The 13,444-nt window shown below is 56.3% G+C and carries 17 protein-coding genes; 3 read left to right on the top strand and 14 right to left on the bottom strand.

What is annotated here, in order from left to right:
* Nucleotides 1-111 precede the first annotated feature (111 nt).
* From FNZ07_RS12965 to FNZ07_RS12950, 4 genes are all read right to left on the bottom strand, one after another.
* Complete coding sequence (locus FNZ07_RS12965; RefSeq protein WP_143098186.1) at nucleotides 112-1,167, bottom strand: alpha/beta hydrolase; 1,056 nt, start codon at nucleotides 1,165-1,167, stop codon at nucleotides 112-114.
* A 1,115-nt stretch (nucleotides 1,168-2,282) separates the two neighbouring features.
* A complete protein-coding gene (locus FNZ07_RS12960; RefSeq protein WP_091020371.1) occupies nucleotides 2,283-3,386 on the bottom strand; it encodes an AIR synthase related protein in 1,104 nt (367 codons plus the stop codon).
* 205 nt (nucleotides 3,387-3,591) lie between these two features.
* On the bottom strand, nucleotides 3,592-4,182 hold the full coding sequence (locus tag FNZ07_RS12955) for a GNAT family N-acetyltransferase (RefSeq protein WP_091020369.1): 591 nt from the start codon (nucleotides 4,180-4,182) through the stop codon (nucleotides 3,592-3,594).
* Between the two features lie 117 nt (nucleotides 4,183-4,299).
* Nucleotides 4,300-4,926 (bottom strand): tyrosine-type recombinase/integrase, encoded by a 627-nt coding sequence (locus FNZ07_RS12950; protein ID WP_091020367.1) that lies wholly within the window; start codon nucleotides 4,924-4,926, stop codon nucleotides 4,300-4,302.
* 189 nt (nucleotides 4,927-5,115) lie between these two features.
* Here FNZ07_RS12950 and FNZ07_RS12945 point away from each other — a divergent pair, with 189 nt between their 5' ends.
* Nucleotides 5,116-5,520 (top strand): hypothetical protein, encoded by a 405-nt coding sequence (locus FNZ07_RS12945; RefSeq protein WP_091020365.1) that lies wholly within the window; start codon nucleotides 5,116-5,118, stop codon nucleotides 5,518-5,520.
* Between the two features lie 213 nt (nucleotides 5,521-5,733).
* Here FNZ07_RS12945 and FNZ07_RS12940 read toward each other — a convergent pair whose 3' ends face one another.
* From FNZ07_RS12940 to FNZ07_RS12895, 10 genes are all read right to left on the bottom strand, one after another.
* Complete coding sequence (locus FNZ07_RS12940) at nucleotides 5,734-6,171, bottom strand: hypothetical protein (protein WP_091020363.1); 438 nt, start codon at nucleotides 6,169-6,171, stop codon at nucleotides 5,734-5,736.
* 276 nt (nucleotides 6,172-6,447) lie between these two features.
* Entirely contained in the window at nucleotides 6,448-6,885 is a 438-nt protein-coding gene (locus FNZ07_RS12935) for a hypothetical protein (protein WP_218161349.1), read from the bottom strand.
* A 298-nt stretch (nucleotides 6,886-7,183) separates the two neighbouring features.
* Entirely contained in the window at nucleotides 7,184-7,402 is a 219-nt protein-coding gene (locus FNZ07_RS12930; RefSeq protein WP_091020361.1) for a hypothetical protein, read from the bottom strand.
* A gap of 8 nt (nucleotides 7,403-7,410) precedes the next feature.
* Nucleotides 7,411-8,046: a GIY-YIG nuclease family protein gene (locus FNZ07_RS12925; RefSeq protein WP_091020358.1), complete on the bottom strand. Its 636-nt coding sequence runs from the start codon at nucleotides 8,044-8,046 to the stop codon at nucleotides 7,411-7,413.
* A gap of 599 nt (nucleotides 8,047-8,645) precedes the next feature.
* Nucleotides 8,646-9,143 carry a hypothetical protein gene (locus tag FNZ07_RS12920; protein WP_143098185.1) on the bottom strand — a complete coding sequence of 166 codons (498 nt, stop codon included), beginning with the start codon at nucleotides 9,141-9,143 and terminating at the stop codon, nucleotides 8,646-8,648.
* 9 nt (nucleotides 9,144-9,152) lie between these two features.
* Nucleotides 9,153-9,326: a hypothetical protein gene (locus FNZ07_RS33615; protein WP_170275747.1), complete on the bottom strand. Its 174-nt coding sequence runs from the start codon at nucleotides 9,324-9,326 to the stop codon at nucleotides 9,153-9,155.
* A gap of 23 nt (nucleotides 9,327-9,349) precedes the next feature.
* Nucleotides 9,350-9,751 (bottom strand): type II toxin-antitoxin system VapC family toxin, encoded by a 402-nt coding sequence (locus FNZ07_RS12915; protein WP_091020351.1) that lies wholly within the window; start codon nucleotides 9,749-9,751, stop codon nucleotides 9,350-9,352.
* Nucleotides 9,751-9,987: a type II toxin-antitoxin system VapB family antitoxin gene (gene vapB, locus FNZ07_RS12910; RefSeq protein ID WP_091020349.1), complete on the bottom strand. Its 237-nt coding sequence runs from the start codon at nucleotides 9,985-9,987 to the stop codon at nucleotides 9,751-9,753. The genes FNZ07_RS12915 and vapB overlap by 1 nt, the downstream gene beginning before the upstream one ends.
* Nucleotides 9,988-10,149: 162 nt before the next feature.
* The gene (locus FNZ07_RS12905; RefSeq protein WP_245811753.1) at nucleotides 10,150-10,428 is read right to left on the bottom strand and encodes a tyrosine-type recombinase/integrase; all 279 of its coding nucleotides are present in this window, start codon (nucleotides 10,426-10,428) and stop codon (nucleotides 10,150-10,152) included.
* A gap of 389 nt (nucleotides 10,429-10,817) precedes the next feature.
* On the bottom strand, nucleotides 10,818-11,117 hold the full coding sequence (locus FNZ07_RS12895; protein WP_091020347.1) for a YciI family protein: 300 nt from the start codon (nucleotides 11,115-11,117) through the stop codon (nucleotides 10,818-10,820).
* Nucleotides 11,118-11,206: 89 nt separating this feature from the next.
* Between FNZ07_RS12895 and FNZ07_RS12890 the strand changes: the two genes are divergently transcribed.
* On the top strand, nucleotides 11,207-12,085 hold the full coding sequence (locus FNZ07_RS12890) for a LysR family transcriptional regulator (RefSeq protein ID WP_170275746.1): 879 nt from the start codon (nucleotides 11,207-11,209) through the stop codon (nucleotides 12,083-12,085).
* A gap of 379 nt (nucleotides 12,086-12,464) precedes the next feature.
* Nucleotides 12,465-13,142, top strand: coding sequence for a GNAT family N-acetyltransferase (locus FNZ07_RS12885; protein WP_091020343.1), 678 nt, complete (start codon nucleotides 12,465-12,467; stop codon nucleotides 13,140-13,142).
* Nucleotides 13,143-13,444: the final 302 nt, after the last annotated feature.

Genomic DNA, 13,444 nt, shown 5'->3' with positions numbered 1-13,444 from the left:
GCATCGCGCCATCAAGCACCTAATCTTCCATTGACGCGCTCGATTGACGCTCCGTCTGACGCGACCGGCCGTAGTCGACCCACAAGGGACAACCACGATTCTCCGAAGCGGTCATTCCGATGCCGAGTCGCAACCCGGCTTATCGAACAATGCCGCCTGCCCGCACAGCGATGAGAACATTCGGTAGCTGGAATGCCCAATCCCACGAGCCTCGTAAACTCGCTGCGTTGTGTGGGGATCAAGTATGTGCACGTAGGCATCAAAAGCTTGTCCACGGGCATAACGGCTCGCACCCTGCGCCTCGGCAGCGCATGACTGATCCTGGCCGTCCCCGTCTGGAGCGTTGTCTGCGGTCCCGAGGAGATAGATGATGTCGCGTCGGAGGTAACGTGTCTTGAGTTCATCGATTGAACCCGGTCGAGGCGAATAGGCAGGGATGCCAGCTTGCAGACCGTAACTCCATCGATTGAACGCTCGACACGAAGCTGCGTTGAAAGGCGCAAAGTCCCCGTTGGAATCGGGGCGCTCGTCTGTCAGATAAAGGTACGTCGCAGGGTTTGCTACTACATACCGGACATGGACCCGGGCGTCCCCAAGATCAGATTCGCCTCTTCCAAGAACTGCATAGCGCTGAACAAATTGCCCCCCTGCTGAATGCCCGGCAAGCACAATAGTGTTGAGGTTCGGAAATATCGCACGATCCGCCAACCGGTGGAAAATCTCATCGACGACTTGAAATGAACTGATCGCCGCCGTGTCCTGAGATAGATTTCCTACCTTCCAGTCGTCCTCACCCCATCTGAGAACGTTGTCCGCTAAATTGTGTGCGGTGACATCTCGCGCCGTCAAAAACTGAGGCGTGACTATGACAGTTGTGCGCGCTGCGGCTCCCGCCACTTCTGCGGCGTGCTCTCCTGAGCGAAGATCCCGCCGCGGCCAGCCAGGGATCACGATGACGGCACGGGTAACATCGTCCTGTGGCTTGGTCCAATCCCGCGATACCGCAACCGGTAACTTAAAGTCGCCCGACCGGGTCTCAATGTCCAGTCGTCCTTTCTGCACTAAAGGTACGGGGGTATTTACAAGCTCACGCTCTGGCATGGCCCCGATGCCTGAATCGGGCGGAATAGACTTGAGACCCTGTGTTTCGGCCGAGGCAATTGACACTGATACCGCACCTAGAAACACCAGCAGAGAGCATGCGACACGACTTGATCGATACACGTGGAATCTCCATTTGCGGCCGTGTCGATAGGCTGCAAGACGTTTGACAAAGCCAGCCATACGTATGTCTAGGAACGTCAGAGGGCGTGGCCCGTTGACTCGAACGTTGGCCCGAAATGTAACGGGCTCTTACTCGTCCGGTGACTGTTGACGATCTACAGGGCAACGCCGACCGGCCGGTCCTGGCCGCTATCAACAGCCATCAACCGGCTGCTCAGTATCCGGACATTGCTTTCGGTATGTCGATTGCGATGGGCCGATCATCACCAGGATTTCCACCAATGTATCGAGGCCACGCGGTTTCGTTGCAGAATAGCCCGTCCAGGGTCCCACCATTTTTACGGATTATCGCTGCCAGCCGCTCGTGACCGAGGGCGCGTTGACGCAGCGTATCCGGTGCCAAAGTTAAGTAGGGGATGAATTGCGCGTGCTCGACATTCTGATTTCTCTTATTCGCGAAGACCCAGAGTTCTCCTCGACGCAGCGTCAGATATCGAAATTCTCGTCCATAGTCTGGGCAAGAGGGATATAGGCCGTTCCCAGATTCGTCGCATATGCTCACGAGCGCCGAACGATCGTCCAGCATCACGCCAGAAAGTCTTCCACCGTTAACTTTGGTAGAAAATTCCTCCCACGTTCCCGACAGGGCGGAACCATCTCGAACGAGATTGAACGAGACTCCACGTCCGTTTGAGCAGTCCGTGGGCGGTGTCTCCCATAGCCATTGCCCAGCTAGCTGCGCAACTGCTGAAGTCGCTGTAAGCGCAACTATGGCTCCTGCAAACCCACGCCCGATCCTCGATATTTTTAGTCGCATGGGGCACCGGCGGTCGTATGTATTGGTAGAGGTGGCATTGAACGATTGTCGACGATTCGGCCGTGGGAGTCGACCGGCCGTTCCTGGCCGGCTACCGCCCGACGCGACCGGCTGAGTCCGACCCTGAGCGGACCTTTGCGCTGCCACATACCGGTCATTCAGACAGCGGACCTGCAGAGCCGCCCGGTGGATCATAGGCTAATCACCTCGCGCCAGTCGCTACCACCCCTCAGATGGTCAACTACGCTCTCACTGTCAGTTCGGAGCCTGCAAACTCGATATCCAAAGGCTTGATCCGGAGGCGCTTTGGTCCAGCTTCGACACGGCCCGCTTCGAGGGCCGTGACGCCTAGACTTTCTGCAATCGCTACGACACGAGGTGCATCTTCGGGAGCCGTGAAAATAGCAAAACCAGCACCCATGTTCAGCGTGCTGTATGCCTCTCTGACGTCTAGCTTTCCCGCTGAACAGATGAACTTCAACACAGCGGGAACGGGTGGAATGCTATGAATGTCGTAAGAAAAGTCGCCAGCATGGCGCATGAGTTTTCGCCAACCGTGACCTGTTACGTTTGCCGAATACTTCGGGAGAATCCCCGCTTTGAAAATCGCCTCCGTCACGGTCGAATAGAGCACCGTTGGGTCCAGTAGCGCTTCTCCAAACGTACGCCCATCTTCAATCGGCGTGGCGTATCCCCCGGGAAGGGAGGCCGCGAGAGTGCGCGCAAGTGAGACGCCGTTGGAATGAATCCCGCTCGATCCCAGCAATACGATCGCATCGCCGATGGCGAGGTTCTTTCCCAGCGTCAAGCGTTCGCGGCTTGCAACGATACCAACGCAAGAAGCAGCGAGGTCGATACGACCATCAACGACGACCCCGGATAGATTCGGGGTTTCCCCTCCGCCCCATGCTACTCCGCAGTAGTCGCACGCTGCCTTCCACCCCTGAACCAGGTCATTTGCTCGTCTGGCATCGGCAAACCACTCGTTGCCACCTGCCGCCCAGTACGCATGAGCAGAAACAGGCGTCGCACCGACGGTCACGAGATCGTTGATGGCCATTGCGAGCGTGTCTTGCGCTATCGCCGCGTAGTGGCTTTTCCCGGTCGCCCGGTAGACCTCATCTGTTATCAGAATTTTCGTCCCGAGGCATTCTGTAATCGATGCGATCAAGAGCGATCCTGTATCGACCACGTACGCAGACTCCCCTCTGGATTCTTCTAGTTCCCGGAAGCCATGACGCGTCAAATTTCCCGCAGTGCTTTTCGCCGCTTCCTGTGCGGCGATTTTTAGCGGATCGATCACACCGTAATCAACTCCTGCTGCTTCATAACTTAGAGACGTCATAGTGTTCTTCCGGGGAAATGTTCTCAATGGACGGCGTACGGTAAGGTCCGAATCGTCGCTTTGAATTCAGCTGCCGCAGGCTTTTTCATCGACGAACACATCTGGCGGCCCGCTATTGTCAACGATTGGCGCGGCTGCGTCGAATGTCTCAAACCGGCCGACGTCTGCACGACGCGACAGACTGTGTGCCACTCGAATGCGGTATTTACAATTTCAAAAAACTGCCATTGGGATGACGCCCCTGGCGAGGTTCGCGCCGAGCATGATCGACCTGCCACTCGTTCCGACTGATGGCGAGGACTGTCGTAGTCCACTCCCGGCCCTTGAAGTGCCGATCATTGACATGTTCTGATTCGACGCGCATTCCAACGGTTTTGCAGAGTCTTATTGCTGCCTTGTTCTCCGAAATCGTTTCCGCGAAGATTCGCTGAACTGCCAGTTCGAGGAATCCGAACTCCAACAGGGCGTCCACGGCGTAGCGTGCAGCGCCCGTCCCATGCCATCGCCGCCCTAACTCGCAACCGATCGATGCGTGTCCGGGTGATTCAATTCGAATGCCGCAGGAGCCCATTAGGTCACCAGAGTCCGACACAACCGCCAGTTGATACTTCGTCCTCGGTGCTTCGTCGCGTTGTGAAATGAACATGCGGAGGAGTTCTTTGGCCTTGTCTGGCGCAGAATCCTCTTCGCTATAAAAGCGCTGAAATTTCGGATCACTTCGGAGGATCTGATACTGCGATAAGTCATCCCGTCGAAAGTCCCGGAGGAGAATTCCATTGGCAGGTATTGAAATCATGGCATTGCGATAAATGCTTTGGTTAGATGGCTGACTTCGGATTGTCAACGATCCACGCCTCCATGTCGATTGACTCTTCCTGGCCGGACAGCGTCAATCTGTCCGGCGAACTGCCGGTCAGACCTCCGTTTGTTCGGCCATCTCGAGGGCGTCGTCAACCTCGATGCCGAGATATCGGACCGTACTCTCAAGTTTTGTATGGCCAAGCAGTAACTGTACGGCTCTGAGATTCTTGGTACGGCGGTAAATCAGCGACGCTTTCGTTCGACGCATGGTGTGCGTGCCGTAGGCCGTGTCGTCAAGTCCGATCGATTTCACCCAACGATGGACGATCCTTGCATACTGGCGGGTCGAAAGGTGGGGCGACGCGTGAATGCGGCCCGGGAACAGGAAGTCTGAGGGAGACAGCCCTGCTGACCTGATCCAGCTTTCCACGCTATCCCGCGTTTGCTCTGTAATCTCGAATTGCACCGGTCGCTGAGTTTTCTGTTGCATGACAGTCGCCCGGGAAGCTACGCGAGTGCCCAGGCAGATGTCGCGTACCCGCAGCTTCGTCAGGTCGCACGCTCGCAGCTTGCTGTCTATCGCCAGATTGAACATCGCCAGATCACGAGTTTTCGCCCCTAGTTGCAGGCGGATTCGAATAGCCCAGATTTCCCTGAGCTTCAGCGGCGACTTCTGGCCGGTGAGTTTGTCTTTGTTCCACGGCACGCGTGGCGCGTTGCTGTTGACAGTCGCTTCCATGACGACTCTCCTTTCAAGTGAAGGGAGAGCCAGTCTGCGCCAACCGCCGAAGGACAATACCCGACCCCAAGGCGACAGTCGTTTCTCCCGAAAGCGGCCGTTTCATCCTGCTTTTTGCACGGCCATTGTTGACGACTGACCCCTCCCCAAATTACGCTTCGCTTTGGATTCCACGCCAAGACAAAGTCAATGAACGATCACGCGACAGAACTCGTAATTGCGCTAGCTAAACATGTCATCGGCCAAATGCAGATTACGTTTTCGGGTTGGAGCGAGGTCTATATTCGCTTTGACGCGCCGAGCGATTTTCAGCATGGTGTCCGGGCCTCCTACGCTACGACGAGCGGCGTTCAGTTAATCTCCACGACGCAGCATCGCGATTTCATTGACGGCATCATGCGCATCGGAACTCAACTGCGCGACGCGTTATCGAACAACGGGAGGAAGTTCTGTGTCGGCCTCCTTCGTGCCAACTCCCGGTTTTCCTATCGAATGGATTACGAGTGGGACGACCCGACAAAATGGAACATTACGAAACTCAATGGAGCGTCAGGCTTTCCGGATGGACTGGATGCGCTCGCCCCACTGGACTAATCTCCACATCTGGCCGATTACCGCTCGACGTCTCCGACTGAGTTCGGGACCCAATCCGGTCTTGGATCATGCTAAAGCGGCCGTTCAGGGCCCAGAGCGTGGACTGACTATCGCCTGAAATACGGCTCATGTCGGAATCGACGAGGAAATATCGCACCACGGCAAACACATGCTCACACTCCGGTGGTCGCAAGAGCCATTCTGCGAAAGGGCTCAGCTACGACCAGACAAAATTTGTGCGCAAATCGAGTTCCAAACGACTGCGTCGAGCGGCATCACAGTTGACCAAACTATCCTTCCCGCGAGGGAAGGGTGCGGAGCAAATCCGAAGAACTGACCGACGGCTCGGGTTACTCCCTTGTCTTTCAACAAAGCAACACCCTCAGTCAGAAGGTGCTGCTCCTGCCAGTCGCGGGAATTCATCAGCGCTGAGAATTCCCTGAAGCTGTCTGCAAGAGGGTGAAGTCCGCCCTCCAACACATCAATTTTCTCAACCTTCCCTGACCGCTGCTCAAAGAATAGGTCGCCGAAGACGGATGCCCCTATCGGCCTAACCTGACCGTTGACCGAGCGCGGCCACTGCGCCAAGAGATTCCCGAAATCAAGTTGTGCCGCATCGACAAAAATATCGTCCCAAGATAGTGAGTTCATTGACGTCGAAACCGTAGATTGAGTTGAAATGTCCTTCGTCCTTCCATTGGCTATTGGCGCTTACTCGGAGTAAATCACCTACCTGCCGTCTCGGGATTGTCAGCAATCTAGCCACATCTGTCGAGCGACCGCTTGTGGCCGACCTCAGCCCGACGACGACCGGCGCAGGACGACCCCGAGCGGCCACCTAACACATCCAAAAACGGCCATTCAATCTGCTTGCATGCATACGATTGTCAACATTTTCGGGCGCAGCCACCGTGAAAAATCCAACTGCTAGATAGTGGCATGCATTTTAAGAAAGGCTAGATACCTGTCGTCTTCGTTCGCGAAGATCTCGACACCGGCTCCCATATAGGCACGCATTAGTTCATCTGCCGCGAGCGCCTCGTCGCCTTTATCCAAAGACACCTGCCCATAACGAAGGTGCAAGAAGGGATTGCCGATTCCGTTCGGACAGGTCATCGCGTATTGCAACGCGTCTTCTGCAGACGTTAAGAACCCACCCAAGTAGCACGCATCGGCAATCGCGCCAAGAATCCACGTCGAGGCGTTCCACGCATTTTTCGGATCTGGAATTAGTTGCCACGCTCTGCTGTAGTGGCCGATCGCCGATTCGTATTCTCGTCTTTTTGCGTCAGCATCTCCGGCTTCACATGCATCGCGAATTTCGGAGTAAACCGATTCGGGAAGTTCACCGATTGTTTGCGTCACCCGGTCCTCCTTTATTCTTGTCCATCATGGTGTATGCCGCCTCGGTCAACCTAGACACAGTTCTTGTCGATGATTGTCGACGATTCAGGTGGTTGCGTCGAGTGTCTCCTCCTGGCCGAACCCGGTCGGATGCAGGGCGCTCGACGCAGCCATGTAAGCGGCACGCATGCTTGTGTCAGACTCTATTGTCTCGTGTCAAAGACTATTGTTTTGTGTCGAACTCTATTGTCCGTTCACATCCATCCAACCTCCGTAGCGAACACTCTCGTCGTCCATCTCGTTTTCCGATTTTCCTTGCTCAGATCGCTTCCAGAATTTCAATGTCGACGACCACCGGAGTCCAACCATGATCCAATGGGTCACCGAGCGCTTTGTCGATTTCCACGACACATCGGGCCCCGCCCAAGGATTGCGCGAACTCGCATACGGAACCAGCGGGAAAGCTGTATCCCGTCTCGTCATCAAAGGCCTCACGGATGAGACGTACTGTCTGGCCTGGATCAAATGCAAGCGCCATGAATTTTCCTATGAACGAGAGGCCGTAGACCGGGCCCCCTGGATACGTCGGTGAACATTCACAACGTCCTCAACAAACGGTAGCACCTCGTCGGTAAAGAACTCCCGTGCCTCGTTGAGTCGAAACGGCGCGAGCAAGCGATGCAAGGCTTGCTCCAACAGGTCGTATCCCCTCACTTCATACGACACGACGGGTTCGAAGCGAAACATAGCGCCGGTCGTGTAGAGTTGCTTAATGCGCAGCGAAAGCTCTTGGGTCGTGAAGCCGATCTTCACGATAGCTTTCCCATCACGCGTATAAACGCCGGTCGAGAGAACATACAACGTTCCCACCTCTTGCTCGAAATCTTCGCCTACGTCGCTGTCCAACGCGTCCTCAACCGCAGAAATTGACGCCAAAGATACGCTGAATGGCTTAGTGGATCGATCGACAAAGTAGCGATCGTCCTTCGTGCAAATTTTGTAAATCGGCGAAAGCAGAGCGTGATCGAGGTCGTTGAAGTTTCGCCTTTCAACATTTCGCTTTGCAGCGTCCGTTCCGTAGAGTTCCGGGTATCGACGCTTGATCTCGTCTCGAATGTGTTGCGGCGTGACCGGCATCGATGCGCCGGACACTACCGTGTAAACCGCGTCAACAAGCTTCATTCCGCGCTCTCCACGTCGGCTCCCGAATTTTCCTATACTTCATCGCCGACAGTGATCGGGCCACATAGCAACACCTCCCAGCAGGGCGGAGGCATTCCGTCCAACTCGGGACCCTGTTCACCGGCCCAGTAAGCGTGCGCGAACTGAGACGCCCGCAGGGTAGATGTACCGACATGCAGGAGGCTCATATTCGCGATAAATCCCTCTGCCGCCCCCAACGTCCAAATCTTCGCATTGGGCATACCGGCCCGTGATCGCCATGCTCGGGCCTCATCCAGATCTCTCCACGCGCACGTTGCTGTGAAGCGCGAAGGCCGGTCAGGAAAATGGGCACGACGCACATATTCCCAGATTAGCTCCGTAGCAGGTTCTCCGTTGCCCGCTTTCACGTCGAGATTTAGATACTGCATTCCGTGCGCGGATACGCCAGCGGGAAACAGGCCATTGAAATGCTGAGCCAGGTCAGGGACTGCAGCGAGGTCAGGCCTGCTCAACTCGACTGCTTGCCCAGCGACGAACCGCGCTCGGCGATCGACATGGAAGTATCTTGCCATCGGCTCTTTCCTGTTCTTCGAATTTTCCTAGGTTATTCCGGTCCGTTAAAAGATGCCAAATCTGAAGGCATCTTGCACGCCTTCGCGGAGCGCGACGCAGCCTTTGATGACGATCAAGGCCGAAGAAACGAGCCGTACGTCTCTATCGCGGTCGGCGCTGCGCTCGGGCGACCAGACCTTGGCTCCGTGGAAAAGGTTGTTTCGTACCCGCCGCACCATCAACAGGGTCTGCTGCGACCTCGGGAGGTTGGCATCGGGCGCCGATTCTTGCCACTCGATATGTCCATCCCTGAGCACCTGCTTGCGGGGTGGCTCACGGAGCAGATATTCAACACATTCCTTAAAATCTTCCGCTTTCACGCGTGAAAAGTGCCACGCTATATCGATTGCGAACTTGTCCCAGTCGGCTTCGACGGATTTTTGACCGCCCTTTGCGAATCCCGAACACTTCAACGCGTATTCACAACGAGCAAACGTGCCTAGAAACTCGTAGGTCAATTGCTCCGGGAGCGGCACGTGGGGGAATACCATCTCGTCTCGCACTTTGTTTTCCTACCCGAGATTGCGCAACGCACGCGTCAACTTTTGATGTGCCTCTTGCAATTGAGTGTAGGCGTAGGGCAGGTTGCCGCCTTTGCCAAGTTCGCCCGCCACAGCGTTTTTTGCGGACTCAATCGTTCGAAGCACGTCTTTCAGATCGTGCGCCACGTTTTTCTGCTGATCCATGATTCGCGTCCCTTTTTCCGGGGTCAATCGTTCAGCCAGTTTTCGAGCTTGACACCCGGATAGCTGGTGAAGTCTTTTGTGTTGTTCGTGACAAGCACAACGTCGAGCGCAACCGCATGTGCGGCGATCAACTTGTCTAAGTGGTCCTTCTTGCGCTCCCGCGTAGCCTCACGAATCGGACCATAGGCTACTGCCGCCGCCGCATCAAACGGAGTCACCGGAATGTCCTCAATCAATGCGGCGAGGTTCCGCCGCTCTTTCGCCCGGTTGTCAGAAACCACGACGCCGTATTCAAGCTCGGCATATGTGATAGCGGACATCACCACGTCACCGACGAAGCACTCCGCGAAACGCTTTGCTACGCGCTCAGGCTGGTTCTTCATCAGGTAGATGCACATATTGGTGTCGAGCATGAAGCGCGGCATTACAGGCCCTCACGTTCAGCTTGCTCCTGCTCACCACGCCCCTCAGCCATGAAGTCGGGACCGAACCTGGCAAACTTCTTGAGCACGCCAATCAGCGGTCGGCGGGCAGGGCGAATACGGATTTCGTCACCTACGCGCTCAATTTCAAGTTCAACATCGCTGCGCTCATAGGCAAGATCGGCGGGGATACGAACGGCCTGAGAGTTGCCATTCCTGAAAACTCGAGTCGTCTGCATGTCATCCTCTACTGCGTGTGTACGATGGATGTACTATAGACCAGTTTACGCGCAATGTAAATACGAGTGTGTACATTGACGCAAAGCTCCAGCTGTTAGTGAGCCGGTTCAAGTCTAATTTGTTCGGCTCGGGCCGCGCCGGATGCTCGCGTCAAATGGCTCTCATAACACTTCGCAAAACATCTGCCGTAGCTTTTTATCGGACACGGCCAGATAGGGCCGAACGTGGTCCAGTTCGGCATGGCCTAGAAGCTGCTGCGCCGTTTCAATATCGTGGCCTTGCTCAACGAGGTTACTGGCAAACGAGCGTCGGCCCGAATGGGACGATCCACCGCGTATCCCCGCATCCCTGTAGAGCTTTGTGACGTGGGACTGCAAGCTGTCACACGCAGAGTAATCAACCTGCTCCCCGGCCTCGTTTATGCGGCGCTTGGTGTTCATCGCAAACTTGCGACCCTTGCCAGCAAGGACCAGGCAACTTGACGGCGCGAGTCCGCGATAGCGCTCCGCGGTTACCCGGAAACAGCTGTTCCGCAAGCGCCCCTACGGGCCGCGGATCGAAAAGCGTGAACGCGTCGAACGCAACGGCACCTAGTCGTTCTCGCGCCGATGTCGAAATTGCGCTTTTCCCGCTGGCAGAAAAGGCGAGCGTGGTCGTAACGGCGAACGCCGTGCCTACAAAGGCACGGCGTTTGTAACTGTCAGGGATGGACATGAAGAACACCTGATAAAACGTGAGCGGCTCTCAGTAAGTTCGGGGCACGCTGGGGGAGCCTTGAGACAGCAGCTCTCCCAGAACCGAGGTTACGCAAGGCGACGTCACACAATGGTCACGTCCCGAGACGGGACCCGTCGGCGAAGACCTGCTTCCATGTCAGTACGCGCACCGAGCGGCGCAAGCCAGTCGGCCAGAATGGATCCTTCCGGACCAATTCATCGACCACACCGGGAGCATCCGCGTCGACCAGCCAGAGGCCGCCGGCCGGTGTGTCTTCATTCTGCCGCAGCGGCCCAGCGGCCTTGATCATCGATGCGTTTTTCGCGAGAAAGTCGAGGTGGGCTTGCATGTATTGGTTGCGCACCTCGGTCGCGCAGGTGTCGTTGTCTTCGAATAGAACCGCGAACAGCATCGTTGCATCTCCTTTCAGGTGGATGCGTCAAGCTTAGTGCGGCATCATGGCAGCCTCAAGCCGAAAAATTGCTGCTTCGACCTGCAAAAATGCCCGCTCTCGACTGGAATGATCTGCAGTACGTGCTCGCTGTCGCCCGCGATGGTTCCTATGCCAGGGCCGGGCGGCGGCTGAAAACCGACCCCACAACAGTAGCGCGCCGGGTGCGCTCGATTGAATCGGCGCTAGGTGCGAGATTGTTTGAGCGTGCGATGGACGGTCAAATGCGCCCGACCGAAGCCGGCGAAGTCGTGGTCGTGCGTTCGGAGATTGTCGAGGCACAGATTTGCGGTCTGAATGCGGTCGTCAAAGGCGCTGATGCTGCCGTCCGTGGCTCGGTGCGCGTGACTTCCGTGCCGATCCTCGTCAATCGGGTTCTGATACCTGCGCTGCCCAAATTGCTCGTGCGATACCCCGATCTGCGAATCGATCTGATTGCCGATTCGCGTGACCTGAATTTAACCCGTCGCGATGCTGACGTCGCAGTGCGTCTCGCCCGACCGGGGGAAGAGGTCGGTAATGGCGTGTTTGCCCGTCGAATCGGATTGCTCCGTTATGCCGTGTATGCGTGCGCGTCCCAAAAGGGCGACCCGCACGAACTTCCGTGGGTTACCTATGAAGACGGGATGGCACATATTCCACAGGCGAAGTGGATCGGCAATGCAGCCGTGCGCGGTGCCGGCTTCGCGGCCGTGGCGGTCAACGACGCTGAACCCCTTCTGCAAAGCGTCCAAGCCGGACTTGGACGCTCGCTACTGCCCTGTATCGTCGCCGATCGTATTTCGAGCATTGTGCGTGTCGAGGTTGACGGTGGTTCGCTGCTCGAGAGGGAAATCTGGACGCTGACCCATCCGGATGTCCGTCACCTAACACGTGTATCGGCGGTGCTCGATTGGATCGAAGCCACCCTATGCGAGCGCGAAGCATAATTGAGCCCTGGGTTCACTCGCACATAAAATCCCTTTCCAGGAAGCGCTGCGATACGACGATCATGAGCGATTGCAGACCGACACCGACACCGACGTTATTCCATGGTGGGCTGCCTGTAGATTCGAAGCCTCTACTATCTACTACTGTGCATTTCGACAGACAGCACCGCAGCCGCGATGTTCGCGTCAGCGGCGGTTGAGTCTCCAGAAGCCGCCATTCGAACGATTAGCGCCGTAGGTCCGCAGTGGGTCGCGTGCCGCCGGTCGACATCGGGCACTGTGCGGCCAGTTTGAGACGTTCGACATGGCACCCTAAATCGTTAACAATCGGCGGTGGTGTCATAAAAGACCAGCCAATCATTTTTTGTAGAAGTAAAACATGCGGCAGCGAACCCCTTACCCGTTTCCGGAGAAAATTGTGCTCGCCGGAGAATTCGTGGCCTTGGAGCCACTTTCTGCCGAGCATCTGGATGACCTTTGGGCTGCCGCCTCGCGAAGCGATCGCAGCTTCGATCACCTGCGCTATGGACCGTTCGAAACGAGGGCGTCTCTGTCGCAGGTCGTTCAAGACCTTTCGTCCCGTGATCATCAGCCGTTTTGGGCCGTCCGAGATTCAGGAACCCGGGAGGTGAACGGTTGGCTTTCACTGTGTGATGTCTATCCCCAGGACGGCGCTATAGAAATCGGAAGCATCTGGTTTTCCGCGCTTATGCAGCGATCACGCGCCTCGACCGAAGCGATCTTTCTGTTGATGCGATATGCACTGGACGCTCTTGGTTACCAACGGTTGGTTTGGCGATGCAGTGCACGAAACGCAGCCTCCATCGGGGCGGCGCAACGCTTTGGCTTTGTTCACGAGGGAGTGTGGCGTCAAGCAATTCTGATCAAGGGACATCAAGTGGACCTTGCATGGTTTTCCATACTCGCCGAAGAATGGCCAGCCCGACGCCGGGCAATAGAAGCATGGTTGCGCAAGGAAAATTTTTCTCCCGATGGTGTGGCGTTGACTCGCTTAAGTCGTGACGCTAAATCTGAACTGCGTTGCGACACGGTGTAGTTGGGTAGCTGCGGTATGTCCGCTGCGGAAGCTCGGCGCTGACCGGTGTCCGCCGTCGTGGGGCGCCGGGTATCCATCTCTATGCGGCCAGAACCGGCCGGTCGACACAGGTGGGAGAATCGCCGACAATCTGAATCGATCCCCAGCCCCGGATCGCTGTTCCAACGGTTGCTCCGCGCGCATTTTTTGGGCGGACCAATGCGAATACGCACTGGAAAGGCTCAACAGATCATCGCATTGCTCGAAGAAATTTCCCTCATGCCCGGGCTTGACCTGGTTCACCACATTGAAAAATGACCGCT

Source organism: Paraburkholderia megapolitana, from assembly GCF_007556815.1.
GTDB lineage: Bacteria > Pseudomonadota > Gammaproteobacteria > Burkholderiales > Burkholderiaceae > Paraburkholderia > Paraburkholderia megapolitana.
Note: the sequence above shows the minus strand (reverse complement) of the source record. Positions and strands in the feature narration are given on the sequence as shown.

Excerpts from the sequence above, each read along its gene's own strand:
- FNZ07_RS12960 (WP_091020371.1), bottom strand. The coding sequence starts at position 3,386 with ATGACGTCTCTAAGTTATGAAGCAGCAGGAGTTGATTACGGTGTGATC.
- FNZ07_RS12955 (WP_091020369.1), bottom strand. The coding sequence starts at position 4,182 with ATGATTTCAATACCTGCCAATGGAATTCTCCTCCGGGACTTTCGACGG.
- FNZ07_RS12950 (WP_091020367.1), bottom strand. The coding sequence starts at position 4,926 with ATGGAAGCGACTGTCAACAGCAACGCGCCACGCGTGCCGTGGAACAAA.
- FNZ07_RS12945 (WP_091020365.1), top strand. The coding sequence starts at position 5,116 with ATGAACGATCACGCGACAGAACTCGTAATTGCGCTAGCTAAACATGTC.
- FNZ07_RS12940 (WP_091020363.1), bottom strand. The coding sequence starts at position 6,171 with ATGAACTCACTATCTTGGGACGATATTTTTGTCGATGCGGCACAACTT.
- FNZ07_RS12930 (WP_091020361.1), bottom strand. The coding sequence starts at position 7,402 with ATGGCGCTTGCATTTGATCCAGGCCAGACAGTACGTCTCATCCGTGAG.
- FNZ07_RS12925 (WP_091020358.1), bottom strand. The coding sequence starts at position 8,046 with ATGAAGCTTGTTGACGCGGTTTACACGGTAGTGTCCGGCGCATCGATG.
- FNZ07_RS33615 (WP_170275747.1), bottom strand. The coding sequence starts at position 9,326 with ATGGATCAGCAGAAAAACGTGGCGCACGATCTGAAAGACGTGCTTCGA.
- FNZ07_RS12915 (WP_091020351.1), bottom strand. The coding sequence starts at position 9,751 with ATGCCGCGCTTCATGCTCGACACCAATATGTGCATCTACCTGATGAAG.
- vapB (WP_091020349.1), bottom strand. The coding sequence starts at position 9,987 with ATGCAGACGACTCGAGTTTTCAGGAATGGCAACTCTCAGGCCGTTCGT.
- FNZ07_RS12905 (WP_245811753.1), bottom strand. The coding sequence starts at position 10,428 with ATGAACACCAAGCGCCGCATAAACGAGGCCGGGGAGCAGGTTGATTAC.
- FNZ07_RS12895 (WP_091020347.1), bottom strand. The coding sequence starts at position 11,117 with ATGCTGTTCGCGGTTCTATTCGAAGACAACGACACCTGCGCGACCGAG.
- FNZ07_RS12890 (WP_170275746.1), top strand. The coding sequence starts at position 11,207 with ATGCCCGCTCTCGACTGGAATGATCTGCAGTACGTGCTCGCTGTCGCC.
- FNZ07_RS12885 (WP_091020343.1), top strand. The coding sequence starts at position 12,465 with ATGCGGCAGCGAACCCCTTACCCGTTTCCGGAGAAAATTGTGCTCGCC.